At 72.4% G+C, this 14,565-nt stretch carries 14 protein-coding genes; 7 read left to right on the forward strand and 7 right to left on the reverse strand.

Annotated elements, in window-relative coordinates; genetic code table 11:
* Positions 1-10: 10 nt before the first annotated feature.
* The 3 genes from B079_RS0116535 to B079_RS0116545 all read left to right on the forward strand — a co-directional run bounded on the left by B079_RS0116535 (position 11) and on the right by B079_RS0116545 (position 3,663).
* On the forward strand, positions 11-1,846 hold the full coding sequence (locus tag B079_RS0116535; protein WP_018546947.1) for an AMP-dependent synthetase/ligase: 1,836 nt from the start codon (positions 11-13) through the stop codon (positions 1,844-1,846).
* A 138-nt stretch (positions 1,847-1,984) separates the two neighbouring features.
* A complete protein-coding gene (locus tag B079_RS0116540) occupies positions 1,985-2,821 on the forward strand; it encodes an aldo/keto reductase (protein WP_018546948.1) in 837 nt (278 codons plus the stop codon).
* Between the two features lie 146 nt (positions 2,822-2,967).
* Complete coding sequence (locus tag B079_RS0116545; protein ID WP_018546949.1) at positions 2,968-3,663, forward strand: glycoside hydrolase family 75 protein; 696 nt, start codon at positions 2,968-2,970, stop codon at positions 3,661-3,663.
* A 16-nt stretch (positions 3,664-3,679) separates the two neighbouring features.
* Here B079_RS0116545 and B079_RS0116550 read toward each other — a convergent pair whose 3' ends face one another.
* Positions 3,680-5,032, reverse strand: a complete 1,353-nt coding sequence (locus B079_RS0116550) for an alpha/beta hydrolase (RefSeq protein ID WP_018546950.1) — start codon at positions 5,030-5,032, stop codon at positions 3,680-3,682.
* Positions 5,033-5,100: 68 nt separating this feature from the next.
* Here B079_RS0116550 and B079_RS0116555 point away from each other — a divergent pair, with 68 nt between their 5' ends.
* Positions 5,101-5,709: a TetR/AcrR family transcriptional regulator gene (locus B079_RS0116555; protein ID WP_037801634.1), complete on the forward strand. Its 609-nt coding sequence runs from the start codon at positions 5,101-5,103 to the stop codon at positions 5,707-5,709.
* A 111-nt stretch (positions 5,710-5,820) separates the two neighbouring features.
* On the opposite strand, the gene B079_RS0116560 is transcribed toward B079_RS0116555, so the two are convergent.
* Positions 5,821-6,720, reverse strand: a complete 900-nt coding sequence (locus B079_RS0116560) for a class I SAM-dependent methyltransferase (RefSeq protein ID WP_018546952.1) — start codon at positions 6,718-6,720, stop codon at positions 5,821-5,823.
* Positions 6,721-6,941: 221 nt separating this feature from the next.
* Positions 6,942-7,685, reverse strand: coding sequence for a class I SAM-dependent methyltransferase (locus B079_RS0116565; RefSeq protein WP_018546953.1), 744 nt, complete (start codon positions 7,683-7,685; stop codon positions 6,942-6,944).
* 166 nt (positions 7,686-7,851) lie between these two features.
* Here B079_RS0116565 and B079_RS0116570 point away from each other — a divergent pair, with 166 nt between their 5' ends.
* Entirely contained in the window at positions 7,852-8,715 is an 864-nt protein-coding gene (locus tag B079_RS0116570; RefSeq protein ID WP_026248763.1) for a helix-turn-helix domain-containing protein, read from the forward strand.
* A 47-nt stretch (positions 8,716-8,762) separates the two neighbouring features.
* Here B079_RS0116570 and B079_RS0116575 read toward each other — a convergent pair whose 3' ends face one another.
* Positions 8,763-9,239, reverse strand: coding sequence for a MarR family winged helix-turn-helix transcriptional regulator (locus tag B079_RS0116575; RefSeq protein ID WP_018546955.1), 477 nt, complete (start codon positions 9,237-9,239; stop codon positions 8,763-8,765).
* A gap of 120 nt (positions 9,240-9,359) precedes the next feature.
* Here B079_RS0116575 and B079_RS0116580 point away from each other — a divergent pair, with 120 nt between their 5' ends.
* A complete protein-coding gene (locus B079_RS0116580) occupies positions 9,360-10,424 on the forward strand; it encodes an alkene reductase (protein ID WP_026248764.1) in 1,065 nt (354 codons plus the stop codon).
* Between the two features lie 66 nt (positions 10,425-10,490).
* Here B079_RS0116580 and B079_RS0116585 read toward each other — a convergent pair whose 3' ends face one another.
* The 3 genes from B079_RS0116585 to B079_RS0116595 form a co-directional block, all read right to left on the reverse strand.
* Positions 10,491-10,916, reverse strand: a complete 426-nt coding sequence (locus B079_RS0116585; protein ID WP_018546957.1) for an OsmC family protein — start codon at positions 10,914-10,916, stop codon at positions 10,491-10,493.
* 93 nt (positions 10,917-11,009) lie between these two features.
* Entirely contained in the window at positions 11,010-13,085 is a 2,076-nt protein-coding gene (locus tag B079_RS0116590; protein ID WP_018546958.1) for an alkaline phosphatase family protein, read from the reverse strand.
* Between the two features lie 189 nt (positions 13,086-13,274).
* Complete coding sequence (locus tag B079_RS0116595; protein ID WP_037801635.1) at positions 13,275-13,706, reverse strand: hypothetical protein; 432 nt, start codon at positions 13,704-13,706, stop codon at positions 13,275-13,277.
* 82 nt (positions 13,707-13,788) lie between these two features.
* On the opposite strand from B079_RS0116595, the gene B079_RS0116600 reads away from it, so the two are divergent.
* Positions 13,789-14,562, forward strand: coding sequence for an MBL fold metallo-hydrolase (locus tag B079_RS0116600; protein ID WP_018546960.1), 774 nt, complete (start codon positions 13,789-13,791; stop codon positions 14,560-14,562).
* The last annotated feature ends 3 nt before the right edge of the window (positions 14,563-14,565 follow it).

Raw genomic sequence — 14,565 nt, forward strand, 5'->3', positions numbered from 1 at the left:
GGGCGGAAACTTGCAGGGCTTCACCAATCCTCCGACGACAACGACGTCGGCACCGGCGCCGGCCGGCGGACTGGCCGACACCGTCTTCGAGTACGCCCGGGTGGACCCGCAGCACATCGCGCTCGGCCGCAAGGACGGGTCGGGCCAGTGGCGGGACGTGACCGCCGCCGAGTTCCGTGACGAGGTGCTGGCGCTGGCCAAGGGGCTGCTCGCGAACGGGATCCGCTTCGGCGACCGCGTCGCGATCATGTCCCGTACCCGCTACGAGTGGACGCTGTTCGACTTCGCGCTGTGGACGATCGGCGCCCAGGTGGTGCCGGTCTATCCGACCTCCTCGGCCGAGCAGTGCTTCTGGATGCTGTACGACGCCGAGGTGACCGCCGCGATCGTGGAGCACGAGGACCACGCGATGACGATCGCCACCGTCATCGACCGCCTCCCCCGCCTCGGCCGCCTGTGGCAGCTGGACGAGGGCTGCGTACGGGAGCTGTACGACGCGGGCGCGCACCTGGACGACGAGCTGGTGCACCGGCACCGCCGCGCGGTCACCCCCGAGGCGGTCGCCACGGTGATCTACACCTCGGGCACCACGGGCAGACCCAAGGGCTGTGTGCTCACCCACGCGAACTTCATGTTCGAGGCGGACGCGATCATCGACCGCTGGGAGCGGGTGTTCCACTCCAAGAAGGGCGACGAGGCGTCCACGCTGCTGTTCCTGCCGCTGGCGCACGTCTTCGGACGGATGGTGGAGGTCGCCGCGTTCCGGGGCCGGGTCCGCTTCGGGCACCAGCCGGAGCTGCACGCCTCGGCGCTGCTGCCGGATCTGGCCGCGTTCCGGCCGACGTTCATCACCGCGGTGCCGTACATCTTCGAGAAGATGTACGCGGCGGCCCGCCGCAAGGCGGAGAAGGACGGCAAGGAGGGCCCGTTCCAGAAGGCGGTCGACGTGGCGGTGCGCTACGCCGACGCGCTGGAGGCGAAGGCGTGGGGCACCGGGCCAGGACCCTCGGCGGCGCTGCGGATGCAGCACCAGCTGTTCGACAAGCTCGTCTACTCCAAGGTGCGCGCGGCGATGGGCGGCCGGATCCGCAACGCGATGTCCGGCGGCTCGGCGATGGACCGCCGTCTCGGCCTGTTCTTCGCGGGCGCGGGCGTGCAGATCTACGAGGGCTACGGCCTGACCGAGTCGACGGCCGCCGCGACCGCGAACCCGCCCGACCGCACCCGCTACGGCACGGTCGGCCAGGCCGTTCCCGGGGTCTCGGTGCACGTCGCCGAGGACGGCGAGGTCTGGCTGCGCGGCGGCAACGTCTTCCAGGGCTATCTCAACAACCCCAAGGCGACCGACGAGTCGCTGCACGAGGGCTGGCTGGCCACCGGTGATCTGGGCACGCTGGACGAGGACGGCTATCTGACCATCACCGGCCGCAAGAAGGAGATCCTGGTGACCTCCGGCGGCAAAAGCGTCTCCCCGGGTGTCCTGGAGGAGCGGGTGCGTGACCATCCGCTGGTCCACCAGTGCATCGTCGTCGGCAACGACCGGCCGTACATCGCCGCGCTGATCACCCTCGACCAGGACGCAGTCGAGCACTGGCTCCAGATGCAGGGCAAGCCGCGCCCGGACATCTCCCGGCTGGTGCGCGACCCGGCGCTTGAGACGGAGGTGCGGCGGGCGGTGGTGGCCGCCAACACGCTGGTGTCGCAGGCGGAGTCGATCCGTACGTTCCGGGTCCTGGCACAGCCGTTCACCGAGGAGCACGGGCTGCTGACGCCGTCGCTGAAGCTGAAGCGGAAGGCGATCGAGAAGGCGTACGAGCGGGAGATCGAGGCGCTGTACCAGGGCTGACGGGGGACCGGCCGGCCGGCCGGGGCCCGACGGACCGCAGGTCGGGGCCGGTCGGATCGCCCGGTCAGGAATGCATTCGGGCCCGTGATCGTTGACGATGGTGTACGACCCTGTCCACAACCGAAGGATCAAGAGCTCGTGAGCAGCAAGGTCCCCCCGATCGTCCTCAACAACGGTGTCGAGATGCCCCAGCTGGGGTTCGGCGTCTGGCAGGTGCCGGACGGCGAGGCCGAGAGCGCGGTCGCCACGGCGCTGGAGGCCGGGTACCGCAGCATCGACACAGCGGCGATCTACGGCAATGAAAGGGGCACCGGCAAGGCCATCGCGGCCTCCGGCCTGCCCCGCGAGGACATTTTCGTCACCACCAAGCTCTGGAACAGCGACCACGGGTACGACGCGACGCTGCGCGCGTTCGACGCCTCCCTGGAGAAGCTGGGCCTCGACTATCTCGACCTGTATCTGATCCACTGGCCGGTTCCGGCCCAGGACAACTACGTCGACTCCTACAAGGCGTTCGAGAAGCTGTACTCCGACGGCCGCATCCGCGCGATCGGTGTGTCCAACTTCCTTCCCGAGCACCTGGAGCGGCTGATCGCGGAGACCTCCATCGTCCCGGCGGTCGACCAGATCGAGCTGCACCCGCACCTCCAGCAGCGCGCGGCGCGGGAGTTCAACGCGGAGCAGGGCATCGCGACCGAGGCGTGGTCGCCGCTCGGCCAGGGCAAGGGCCTCCTGGAGGTGCCCGCCATCGTCGCGATCGCGCGGAAGCACGGCCGTACGCCCGCGCAGGTCGTGCTGCGCTGGCACGTCCAGCTGGGCAACATCGTGATCCCCAAGTCCGTGACGCCGTCGCGGATCAGGGAGAACATCGAGGTGTTCGACTTCAGCCTGGACGACGAGGACCTCGCGGCGATCAGCGCGCTGAACGAGGACAAGCGGCTGGGGCCGAACCCGGCCGAGTTCAACGTGGTCTGAGACCTCTTCAGGCCCACGGCCTGAACTCCCGTACGCCACAAGGCCGTCCGCCCCGCCATCACCGGGGCGGACGGTTTTGTGCACGAGGCCCCCCAACTCTTCCTCCTCTCCCCCGACTTGAAGCGCTTCGACGTGAAGGATCACCCATGCGCCCCCGCCCCCTGGGCCTGGCCACCGCGGCCGGAGTCGTCCTGCTCGCCTCGGCGACGCTCTACGTCGTCCTGGACCGCTCCACCGGCTCGGCCCGCGAGGGCGCGGTGTCCGCGTCCGACCTGCTGGCCAAGGTGAAGTCCTGCGACCGGATCTCCGACGGGCTCTACCGCACCGACGAGGAGAAGCCGGCCACCGTCCCCGTCTGCGGCACCAAGGGCGCGGTCTTCTGGAAGGCGGACATGGACGTCGACTGCGACGGCGTCCGCACGGCCACGTGCAACAAGGACCGCGACCCCTGGTTCCAGGACGACACCGCCTTCCACCAGTCCGACGGCAAGCCCCTGCGCGCCGACACTCTCCCCTACGTCGTGGTCCCCAGCTCCAGCGCCCTGTGGGACTACACCAAGTCCGGCGTGAAGGGCGGCGGTGTGGTCGCCGTCATCCACGACGACAAGGTCGAGTACGCGGTCGTCGGCGACACCGGCCCGTCCCGCATCATCGGCGAAGCCTCGTACGCCGCCGCCGAGGGCCTGGGCATCGACCCCGACCCGGCCACGGGCGGCGCGGAGTCGGGCGTGACGTACATCCTCTTCACGGGCGCGGAGTCCAAGGTCACCCCGATCGAGAGCCACGAGGCGGCGGTGGAACTGGGGGAACGGCTGGCGCGGGAGTTCACGGGGCGGGACTGAGCGGGCGCCCGGCCGGTCACTTACGGGCGCGGAGGAAGGCGGGAATGTCCTCGCGCGTCGGGTAGTCCGGCAGGGGCGCGGGTGCGTCCCGGAGGAACGCGGTGATCACGGCTGCCGCGCGGCGGTTGTTGTCGTCCAGCCCGTTCCACAGGTGGTGGCCGACGCCGGGCAGGTACTGCGTGCGCCGGATGCCGGGGTCGGCGGCCAGGACGGCGGTGGCCCACCGGCGTACCTGGGAGGAGCATTCGGCGATCATCAGCATGGCCGGGACGCGGGAGTGCTTCAGGCGTGGGGCGAGGGACGGTGAGTCCTTCACCGTCCGCTGCACGCGAAGGCTGGCGGCGGGGCTGAAGGAGAAGTTCCGCGCGCTGTCCTCGGCGGGGATGCGGTGCGCGTCGCGGGCGCAGTAGGCGGACGCGGTGTCGCTGCCGAGGTCGGCGGTGGTGAACGCGTTGTCCCCCTCGGCCTGTCCGATCAGCCCGGTGCCGGGGGTGAGGAGCCCGAGGCGCATGAGGCCGAACGCCACCGCGTACCGGGGGACGTGGGTCGAGCGGGGGCCCGTCATCGCGGGGGCGAGCCCGCGCGCGGAGGGGCGGCCTCGCTGTCCGTCGATGCGTGCGGTGGGGCCGTCCATGGGGCCGGGCTCCGCGATGATCGCGCGATGTATGTGGGCGGCGACCATGGGGGTGGCGAGGGCGCGGGTGAGGACGACGGCGCCGGAGGAGAAGCCGAGGATGTCGGCCTTGGCGGTGCTGCGGGGTTTCGCGGCGCCCAAGTGGTCGAGGACTGCGGCGAGGTCACGGACCGACCGGGATATCGAGTACTGGTCCATGGGGAGCAGCGCGCTGCGGCCCGCACCCGCCGGTTCGTAGGCGTACACATCGTGCCCCTGGCTCGCCAGCAGCCGCAGGAAGCGGTGGTCGAGCAGTGAAATGCCGCGTACGGGGCCGCCGTTGAGGTAGACGAGTGGGACGGCCGAGCGAGGTGCGGAGCCCGTCGGCGGATAGTGGTACACCGCGACGCGGCTGCCGGTGGACAGGTCCCAGTGCCGCATCGCGGCGGAGGGCAGTGCGGGCGGATACCGGCGGGCGGTGGGCGCGGTGGGCACGCAGACCGACCCGGTGAGCGCGGCCGCGAGGAGTACGGGCCCGAACAGTGCGAGGCGGCGCGCGCGGGTACGGTGCCTGCCCCACCGGAGTGCGACGGCTACGGCGAGCCCGGTGGTGACGCACCAGGCGGCGAGCCCGGACCCCGCCCCGTCGGTGAGGACGATCAGCAGGAGAAAGGCGACGACCAGTGCGAGGACAGCGCCAACCACCTTGGCCAGGCGTGCGGTTGAGCGGACGAGACGTAAGGCGAACGCGGGCATGACGGATCCCCCAGAGTTTCCGAACGCTGTTTCAAAACGACGTTACCAGAGGGGCTAGGCTGCTCGTCATGGGCAGGCCGAGAACGAACGACGAGGGTGTCGCGGAGCGACTGGTGGCGTCCGCGACGGAGATGCTGGCCACACGCCCCCGGGAGTCGGTCACGGTGCGCGTCGTGGCGGCGGACGCCGAGACCTCGACGGCGGCGGTGTATTCCCTGTTCGGCGGCAAGGACGGGCTGATCGCGGCGGTGCGCGGCCGTGCCGTGGCCGGACTCTTCGCCGACCTGTCGGCGGTGCCGGCCACCGAAGACCCCCTCACCGACCTGCACGCGCTCGCCGTCGCGTACCGGCGCTGGGGGCACGGCCACCGGCATCTGTACACGGTGCTGTTCGGCGGGGTGCAGTCCTTCGAGCCGTCGGGGGAGGCCGGGGCGGCCGACCCGGTGGGGCCGCTCGTCGCGGCGATCGAGCGGGCGGTGGCGCGGGGGGTCCTCGACGGCGACGCCACGGCGATCGCGCTCTCGTTCTGGGTGGCGCTGCACGGGGTCGTGACGCTCGAACTGGCCGGGGCGCTGGACGTGGTGGCGGCCGACGCGGCGTTCGGGGCGGCGGTGGGGGCGACGTTGCGGGGGTGGGCTACGGCCGAGGCGTTTCCTGACCTGCGGCGTGAATCCTGACGGAGTGCGTGGGCCCTGGCAGAGTGCGTGGGCCCTGACGGAGTCCGGCTCTGACCGAGGGCGCGCCTCCGTCAGGGCCGGGGACTTCTCCGTCAGGGCCCAGGGCTCCGGTTACGCGGGGCGTACCGCCGTGTGGATCGTGTAGGCGTCCAGGAGGAAGACGTCCGGGCGGTGGTGGACGCTTGCCGGGTCGGTGGGGTCCAGGAGGCGGTCGAGGGTGGTGCGGTCTTCGGGGGTGAGGTCGTCGGGGGCGGCGTCGCGCAGGCGGGTGAGGGTGGTGGCGACGTGGGCGCGGGCCTGGTCGGTGGCCGGGGCGGGGAGGTCGAGGAGGAAGCTGCGGGTGCGGGTGGGGCGCAGTCCGGCGGCGGTCAGCAGGGCGGGCCAGTCCTCGGTCTCGGGGACGGCGCCGGGGAGTCCGGCGCGCATCCGGGCGAACCACTCCTCCTCCAGCGCGGTCAGGCGGGACTGGAGTCCGGGGCGGCCGATGCCGATGTAGCGGGGCAGGAAGCGGGCGGGGAGTCCGCCTTCCAGGAGGGCCAACGTGCCGCCGGGGGCGAGGTGTTCACCGAAGGCGGTGAGCGCGGCCTGCTGGTCGCCGAGGTGATGCAGGCTGCGGCTGGCCCAGAGGAGATCCACGGGACGGTCCAACTTCCCCAGCACGTCCGGGAGTTCACCGGTCAGGATGCTGAAACGGTCGCCCAGCCCCTGCTGTTCGGCACGCTCCCGCGCCCGTTCGAGCAGCGGGCCCGCGCCGTCGACCGCCACCACGTGCGCCTGTGGGAACGCCTGCGCGAACAGGCACGCCACGACACCGGGTCCGCTGCCCGCGTCCACGATCAGCTTCGGCGCGGGCACCTCCTCCGCGAGCCAGGCGAGGGCCTGCTCGTACGCGGGGGTGTACAGCTCCGCCTGCGCCTCCAGCATGGGGCCCTGCTCGGCCCAGTCGAGGTCGGTGTGGGTGTGCCCGTGCGCCTCGTGGTGCCCGTGGTGCTGGTGGTGATCGTGTGCCATGGTGGCCCGCCTCTCTTCTCTGCCGATGGGCCCAGCGTGCGGCTGCGGGACGAGCAGGGGCCAGTTCTGTTGCCGTTACGGCAAGTGCGGATGCCGTACGAGTGGTGGACGGGGCGGCGGAACCCACGGAGCACCCGACGATGTGATCGCGGCGATCCTGTCGCCCGAAGCGGACGGGCCAGACGGGCCGGACGTGCCGACTCCGGGCGACGGCACCCGGCTCACCCCGGCTTCCGATAGGCCCGCAGTCTGAACACCGGGTCCGCCCGGCGTCGGTCCTGGTCCGGGAGGCGGGACAGAAGCTCCGCGAAACGGGTCGCCTGCGGGGCGCCCGGGGGGAGCGTGCTGAACCAGCCGCGGCCGAGGTCGGTGATGGTGGTACGGGGGCTGCGGCCCTGGCCTACGCCCACGAAGTGGCCTTCGCCCGACGGGATCAGGCCGGATTCGGTGGCGTGAGCGGTGACGGTGTCGGGGGCGTCGGCGGCCGGTGGGCGGGTGCGGGGCGCGAGGACGGCGTCGATGTCGCTGCCCACGTCGTGGGAGCGGGCCTTGCCGACGGTGGTGACGTAGGTCCCGCCGGGGCGCAGGACGCGGGCGATCTCGGCGAGGGCCGCGCGCCGGTCGGCCGGGGCGGTCAGCAGGTGGAGCAGCCAGATGCTGGTGACGGCGTCGAAGGTGGCGTCGGGGAAGGGGAGTTGACGGCAGTCGGCGCGCAGGATCGCGCCGGGGACGAGGGCGGCGGAGCGGCGGACCATCGCGCGGGCGCGGTCCACGCCGGTCACGCGCAGCCCGGGGCGGGCGGCGACCAGGCGCCGGGTGACCGTGCCGGTGCCGCAGCCGAGGTCCAGGAGGCGGCCGGTGCGGGCGGGGATCAGGGCGAGGACGGCTTCGGTGGCGGCCTCGGCGCGGGCCTCGCCGCCACGGGAGGCGTCGTAGGTGTCGGCTTCCTTCTCGTAGTCGAGCACGGGGCCAGTGTGAGGTCGGCGTGATCGCCATGTCCCGTTATTTGTAAAGGAGTTGACAGATCATCAGGTATACGTTCCCGATCTTTCTTACCTTCGGGCACGTGTGCGGAGGCCCCGCTCATGACAGACTGGTGGCACGACGTCGGCACGCAGGGGAGGGGCGGGCGTGAGTGAGCGGCGGGCCGCGCCCACCGTGGGCCAAGTGGTCCTGGGCAAGCGGTTGCAGGAGCTGCGCGAGGCGGCCGGTCTCGGCCGGGACGCGGCCGCGCGGGTGCTCCATGTGAACGCCGCGACCGTACGGCGCATGGAGACGGCCGAGGTCGCCCTGAAGATCCCGTACGTACAGGCACTGTTGTCCACGTACGGCGTGACCGGCGCCGAGGCGGCCGCGTTCGTCCAGCTGGCCGAGGAGGCCAACCGCCCTGACTGGTGGCAGCGGTTCCACGACGTGCTGCCGGAGTGGTTCAGCCTCTACGTCAGCCTGGAGGGCGCCGCGCGGCTGATCCGCTCCTACGAACCCCACTTCGTCCCGGGCCTGTTGCAGACCGAGGCGTACGCGCGCGCCGTACTGGAGGCCGGGACCATCGGCCAGCACGCGCCGGACTCGGTCGAGCGACACGTCACCCTCCGCATGGAGCGGCAGCACCTGCTGGAGCGGGACGACCCGCCGCACCTGTGGATCGTCATGGACGAGACGGTCCTGCGCCGCCCCGTGAGCACCCGCTCCGAGGTCATGCGCGACCAGCTCGACAAGCTCCTCGAATACGCCGAGCGCGACCGCATCACCCTCCAGCTCGCCGAGTTCGCCACGGGCCCGCACCCCGGCACGTACGCCCCGTTCACCCTCTTCCGCTTCCCCCAGCGGGAGTTGCCCGACATGGTCTTCACCGAATACCTCACCGGCGCGCTGTACCTCGACTCCCGCGAGGAGGTCGCCACCCACCTGGAGGTCCTGGACCACATGACGGCCCGCGCGGCATCCGCCCAACGCACCCAGAAACTGCTGCGGGAGTTCCGCGAGAGCTTGTAGCACCCTTCACGCGGAGCCGGGTCTTCACCGCCAGGAGGTCTGGAGGCTCACTCGGTGAGATTCCGCTCGACCGCCGCCAGAATCCTGGCCAGATGAGCGCGGTCCTCTTCGCCGACACCGGCCAGCGTGCGGTCCTCCAGTTCCTGCCACATCGTCGCCACCTCGGGGCGCAGCGCTTCCCCGGCTTCCGTCGCCGCCACCAGCACGGCACGGCGGTCTGCCGGGTCGGAGCACCGGGTGACGAACCCCTTCTGTTCGAGCCGCTGCACCATCCGCGTCACCGTCGACGCGTCGAGGTCGAGCATCTTGATCAGCTCGGACTGCCGTTGCGGGCCGGTCTCCCACAGCCGCATCATGAGCAGCTCCTGTCCGGCGTACAGGCCCATGCGACGCAGCAGTTGCCCGGCCGTGCCCCGGTGGGCCCGGGCGACACGGGAGATGGCGTGGCTGATCTGCCCGTTGCCACCAGCGTCTTGACCTGTACGGAAGTCGTCACGGGTCGCGTCGGTCGGGGTGTGGGTCACGAGGTCAGCCTCCTTGGCCGCTGCGGTTCTGACTCCATTATGTTGGCTGGCCAAGTAATTGCGCTACGGTGAGCCCGGGCCGAATCATTGGCCGACCAAATAACAGTCGAGGGGACTGTCATGCCTACTGCTTTCGACAGCGTCACCATCGGGAAGACCAGGCTCGCCAACCGGATCGCGATGGCACCCATGACCCGCAGCCGCGCCTACGGCGGTCTGCCGTCGGAGCTGACGGTGGAGTACTACGCACAGCGCGCCTCCGCCGGGCTGATCATCACCGAGGGCATCCAGCCTTCAGTCGTCGGCCAGGGCTACCCCTTCACCCCGGGCCTGCACAGCGCCGAGCAGGTGGCCGCCTGGCGCAAGGTCACCGACGCCGTGCACGCGCAGGGCGGCAAGATCTTCGCCCAGATCATGCACACCGGACGCATCGGCCACCCGGTCCTGCTGCCCGACGGTCTCGTACCGGTGGGCCCCTCGGCCGTCGCCGCCGAGGGGCAGGGCTTCACGCCCGAGGGCCCGAAGGACTTCGTCGTCCCGCGCGAGCTGACCGAGGCGGACATCGAGCAGACCATCGCCGACCACGTGACGGCGTCCCGCAACGCGATCGAGGCAGGCTTCGACGGTGTCGAACTGCACGGCGCCAACGGCTACTTGATCCAGCAGTTCCTCGCACCCGACAGCAACCGGCGCACCGACGCCTGGGGCGGCTCGGTCGAGGGCCGCATCCGCTTCGCGGTGGAGCTCACCACGGCGGTCGCGGACGCCATCGGCGCCGACCGACTCGGTCTGCGGCTGTCCCCCGGCTCGACGCTCAACGACATCCACGAGCCGGACCCGCGTCCCACCTACGACGCGCTGGTGCGGCAACTCGCCCCGCTCGGCCTCGCCTACCTGCACGTGCTGGAGGCGGGCGACCGGGACGTGACACTGGCCCTGCGCGGGCTGTTCCCCGGCACCTTCATCCTCAACCCGAACACCGGCGAGCGCCCGACCGGACCCGAAGACCTCGTCCTGATCGAGAACGGCACCACCGACATGCTCGCTTTCGGGCAGCTCTTCCTCGCCAACCCCGACCTGCCCGCCCGCCTCGCCGCAGGCGGCCCCTTCAACACGGCCGACCCGGCCACCTTCTACGGCGGTGACGCGACCGGCTACACGGACTACCCGACGCTGTCGGCCTGACGCCGCTCCCTGTGCTGCCGGGGGGCGTGGTGCCCCCGGTCGTCCCAGGGGCACCGCCCGTCCGGATCAGGCCAGTTCGGCCGTCAGTGTGATCGGGACGCCGGTCAGGGCCTGGCTGACCGGGCAGTTCTTCTTGGCGTCCTCGGCGGCCGAGACGAAGGCCGACTCGTCCAGGCCGGGGACCTCGCCGCGGACGGTGAGGTGGATGCCGGTGATGCCCTCGCCGGGCTGGAAGGTGACGTCGGCCTTGGTCGTGAGGCTGGTGGGCGGGGTGCCCGCGCCGGTCAGGCCGTGCGAGAGCGCCATGGAGAAGCAGCTGGAGTGGGCCGCCGCGATCAGCTCCTCGGGGCTGGTGCGGCCGTTCGCCTGCTCGGCGCGCGACGGCCACGAGACCGGCTGGGAGCCGATGCCGGAGGAGTCGAAGGTGACGGTGCCGTTGCCCGTCAGGAGTTCGCCCTCCCAGACGGTGTGTGCGGTGCGCGTGGTGGCCACGGTGGTTCCTTTCGCATGTGATCCCGTTTCCGGGCTCTGTGTCACCCATCCGATCACATTCGGCGGCGCGGCGGTGTGAGGACCCGTCCGCGCTCAGGCGGCGCGCCGGTCGCCGTCGGTGTCCAGCGGCACCTCCGGGCCGCTCAACTCCCGCAGCCAGCGCCGCAGTACGGTGTGCACGTCCTCGGCCCCGAAAGGCTCACCGCCGTCCTCCGCGGGTGCGGACAGCGCCAGCGGGGAGAGCAGGAAGGGGCGGGACTGGGCGCCGCCGAGGCCGCCGTGGGAGCCGATCTGCTCCTCGAAGGCGAGGACTTCGCCGGTCTCGGGGTCGTAACAGGAGTTGACCATGACGTCGGCGGTGTGCGGGAACGCGTGCGTGCGGCGCACGGCTTCCACCGCGCCGGGGCCGAAGGGGGCGAGCGGGCCCGGCCGTTCGTCGAGGTCGGCGAGCGGGATCTCGGTGCCCGCGGGGCCGAGCACCACACCGCCGTGCTTCTCGCTGCGCACCAGCAGGAAGCCGACGCCGGGGTGGTTGGCGAGGGTCGCGAGCAGGGCGGGGTGGCGGAGGTCGATCTCCTCCTTGGTCAGCCGGTGCGGCATGTCCGGGAAGGAGATCAGGCCGAGGTTGCCGGATGCGAGCACGACCGGTTCGAGACGGCGCGCGGGGCGCGGGGGCGCCTCGTCGGGCTCGTCGGGCCTGCCGAGGGCGGCGCGGACGGCGGCGCGGGCCTCGGCGCCGCTGTGGGTGCGCTCGGCGCGGCGCGGTACGGGCAGCCCGCAGCCCGCGCGGACGAGGTTGGCGAGGGTGAGGCCGTAACGGGAGCGGAAGGTCTCGCCGGGGCTCTGGCCGTGGTCGGAGAGGATCACCAAGTGGTAGGGGCGGGGCGCGTGTTCGGCGGCCTTCTCGATGAGCGCGACGGAGCGGTCGAGGCGGCGCAGCACCTGTTCCACGTCCCGGCTGTGCGGTCCGGAGTGGTGGGCGACCTCGTCGTAGGCCACGAGGTCGGCGTAGACGACGCTGCGCCCGGCGAGCAGGTCGCCCATGACGGCGGCGACCACCACGTCGCGTTCCACGACGGTGGCGAAGGCGCGGATGAAGGGGTAGAGGCCGCCCCGGCCCACCCGGGGCCGCTCCTGGCGCAGCCGGGCGCGCACGGACTGGCCGATCTCGCGGCCGATCTCGGCGGCGAAGGAGAGGGCCGTGCGCACGGCGTTGGCGGGGTCGCTGAAGTAGGCGAAGTATCCGGCGCGGGAACGGTTCTCCCGGCCCCGGCGGCGGGTGGCGATGGACAGTACGAGCGCCTGTTCCCCGGCCCCGCCGCTGAACAGGTTGCCCCGGCTGGCGCCGTCCATGGCGAGCAGCCCGCGTTCGCCGGTGCGGATCATGGCGCGGCGCTGGAGTTCGGCGGCGGAGGTGGGCCGGTTGCAGACCATGACCTCGCCGCGCTCCTTCTCGTACCAGCGGAAGGCGGGCACGTCGAAGGTGCTGCCGTGCAGGATGCCGAGCTGGCTGGCGCCGGTCTGGCTGGACCAGTCGGTGCGCCACGGGGTGAGCCGGTGCGTCGGCTCACCGAAGTCGCCTCCGGTCAGCAGGCGGGCGAGGGTCGGCAGCCGCCCGGCACGGACGGCGGCGGTGAGCACGTCGTGGCCCACGCCGTCGAGCTGGACGCAGACCAGGCCGGGACCGGCCGGGCAGGGCGGGGTGCCCCGGCGGCGGCGGTCGGCCAGGCGCAGCAGTCTGCGCCGGTAGGCGTCGTCGTCGCGCACGGCGAGGGCGCCGCCGGTCGCGGAGGCGACGGCGGACATCACGGCGGCCACGATGACGGCGGTCTCGGGCGCGGCCTCGCCCTGCCCGGTGGGGCTCAGCCGCAGGGCGAGCAGCAGCAGGGAGCCGTTGAGCGCGAAGACGAGGAGGCCGAGGAAGAGGGCGGGCACGAGCAGCAGCAGCCGTACCAGGAGGGGCCAGACGAGGGCGGAGAGCAGACCGAAGGCGCCCGCGCCGCAGGCCGCGGTGATCGCGATCCGGGTCGCGCTGTCGCCGTCGGCGGACTGGAGCCGGAAGTCGGGCAGCAGCGCGGCGAGCGCGAGCATGGTGAGCGTGGAGACCGCCCACACCGTGACGCTCCGCCCGATCTGACCGGCGGTCCGCCGCCACCGTACGCCCCGCACGCCCCGTGCACCTCTCCTCCGGCCCGCACCGCGCCGGGCCCCGTTCCACCTTGCCACACCGGCGCGCGAAGCCCCGGGCGGTCGTCCTGGGCGGTCCGGGACGAAAGCAGAGGCGGGGGCCGTACGGGCAGAGGCGGGGGCCGTACAAGCAGAAGCGGGTCCGTGCGGTCAGCGGCGGGGACCGTGGCGTCAGAGGCCGTCGTACCCGGCCGTCGGCATCGAGAGCCTGCGGTGCACCCGCGCCTTCATCGCCGCGTCGTACGCCGGTTCCGCGCGCCCCACGGTCTCCACGCGCACCCCGCGCCGGGCGCACTCGGCGGTGAACTCCTCCACGGAGGACAGGGCGCGTTCCAGGACGCGTCTGCTGGGGGCGACGAAGACGTCCACGCCGGAGCGCACGCCGTCCCACAGCGCGCCGTGGTCGAAGCGCAGGCCGCCGACGAGGAGTTCCCGTGTGACCACGTAGCCCTGCTCGGCCGCCCAGCGGGCGCACATGGCGTGCTGGCTGCGGGAGTCGACCAGGAACGGGTCCTCCTCCAGCTCCTCCAGCGGAGTCAGGCTGGCGATGGCGGTGACCCGCACCGGCGCGATCCCGTCGGCGGCACCCCGTAACGGTCTCATGGCGTCCCCTCACCTCCGGGTTCGCCGCAGACCCTACCGCTGCCCGTAGGCTTCAGGGGAGTCGCGCGAAGGAGGTGCGGGAGTGCCGGTGGAGGTCACCTGGTGGGGGCATGCGACCTGTGCGATCCAGGATTCGGACACCCGCGTGCTCACCGATCCCCTGTTCGCCGCGCGTCTCGCGCATCTGCGCCGCCGCAGGGGCGCGTTGCCCCCGGCGCGCGCCCGGCGCGCGGATCTGGCGCTGGTCTCCCATCTGCACTCCGATCATCTGCACCTGCCGTCGCTGGCCGAGCTGGAACCCGGTACGCGGCTGCTGGTGCCCCGGGGCGCCCCGCGCGCGGTGCCGGGGCTGCGACGGCTGCGCCACCTGGACATCGCCGAGGTCGAACCCGGGGACGAGGTCCGGGTCGGCCCCCTGCGGGTACGCGTGGTCTCCGCCCGGCACGACGGACGGCGGCTGCCGTTCGGCCCGCACCGCTCCCCCGCGCTCGGGTACGTGATCGAGGGCGAGGGGCGGACCTACTTCGCCGGGGACACCGGTCTGTTCGACTCCATGGCCGAGGAGGTCGGCCCGGTGGACGTGGCGCTGCTGCCGGTGGGCGGCTGGGGTCCGTTCCTCGGCGAGGGGCATCTGGACGCGGGACGGGCGGCGCGGGCGCTGGCCGGACTCGGGCCGCGCTGCGCGGTGCCGGTGCACTACGGCACGTACTGGCCGATCGGCATGGACGCGGTCCGCCCGCACGAATTCCACGCCCCCGGCGACGAGTTCGCGCGCCTGGCGGCCGAGACCGCGCCCGGGGTCGCGGTGCACCGGCTCGGGCACGGCGAGAGCGTACGGCTGGAGGTCGCCCGGTGAGAT

Source organism: Streptomyces sp. LaPpAH-108, assembly GCF_000373625.1.
Lineage (GTDB): Bacteria > Actinomycetota > Actinomycetes > Streptomycetales > Streptomycetaceae > Streptomyces.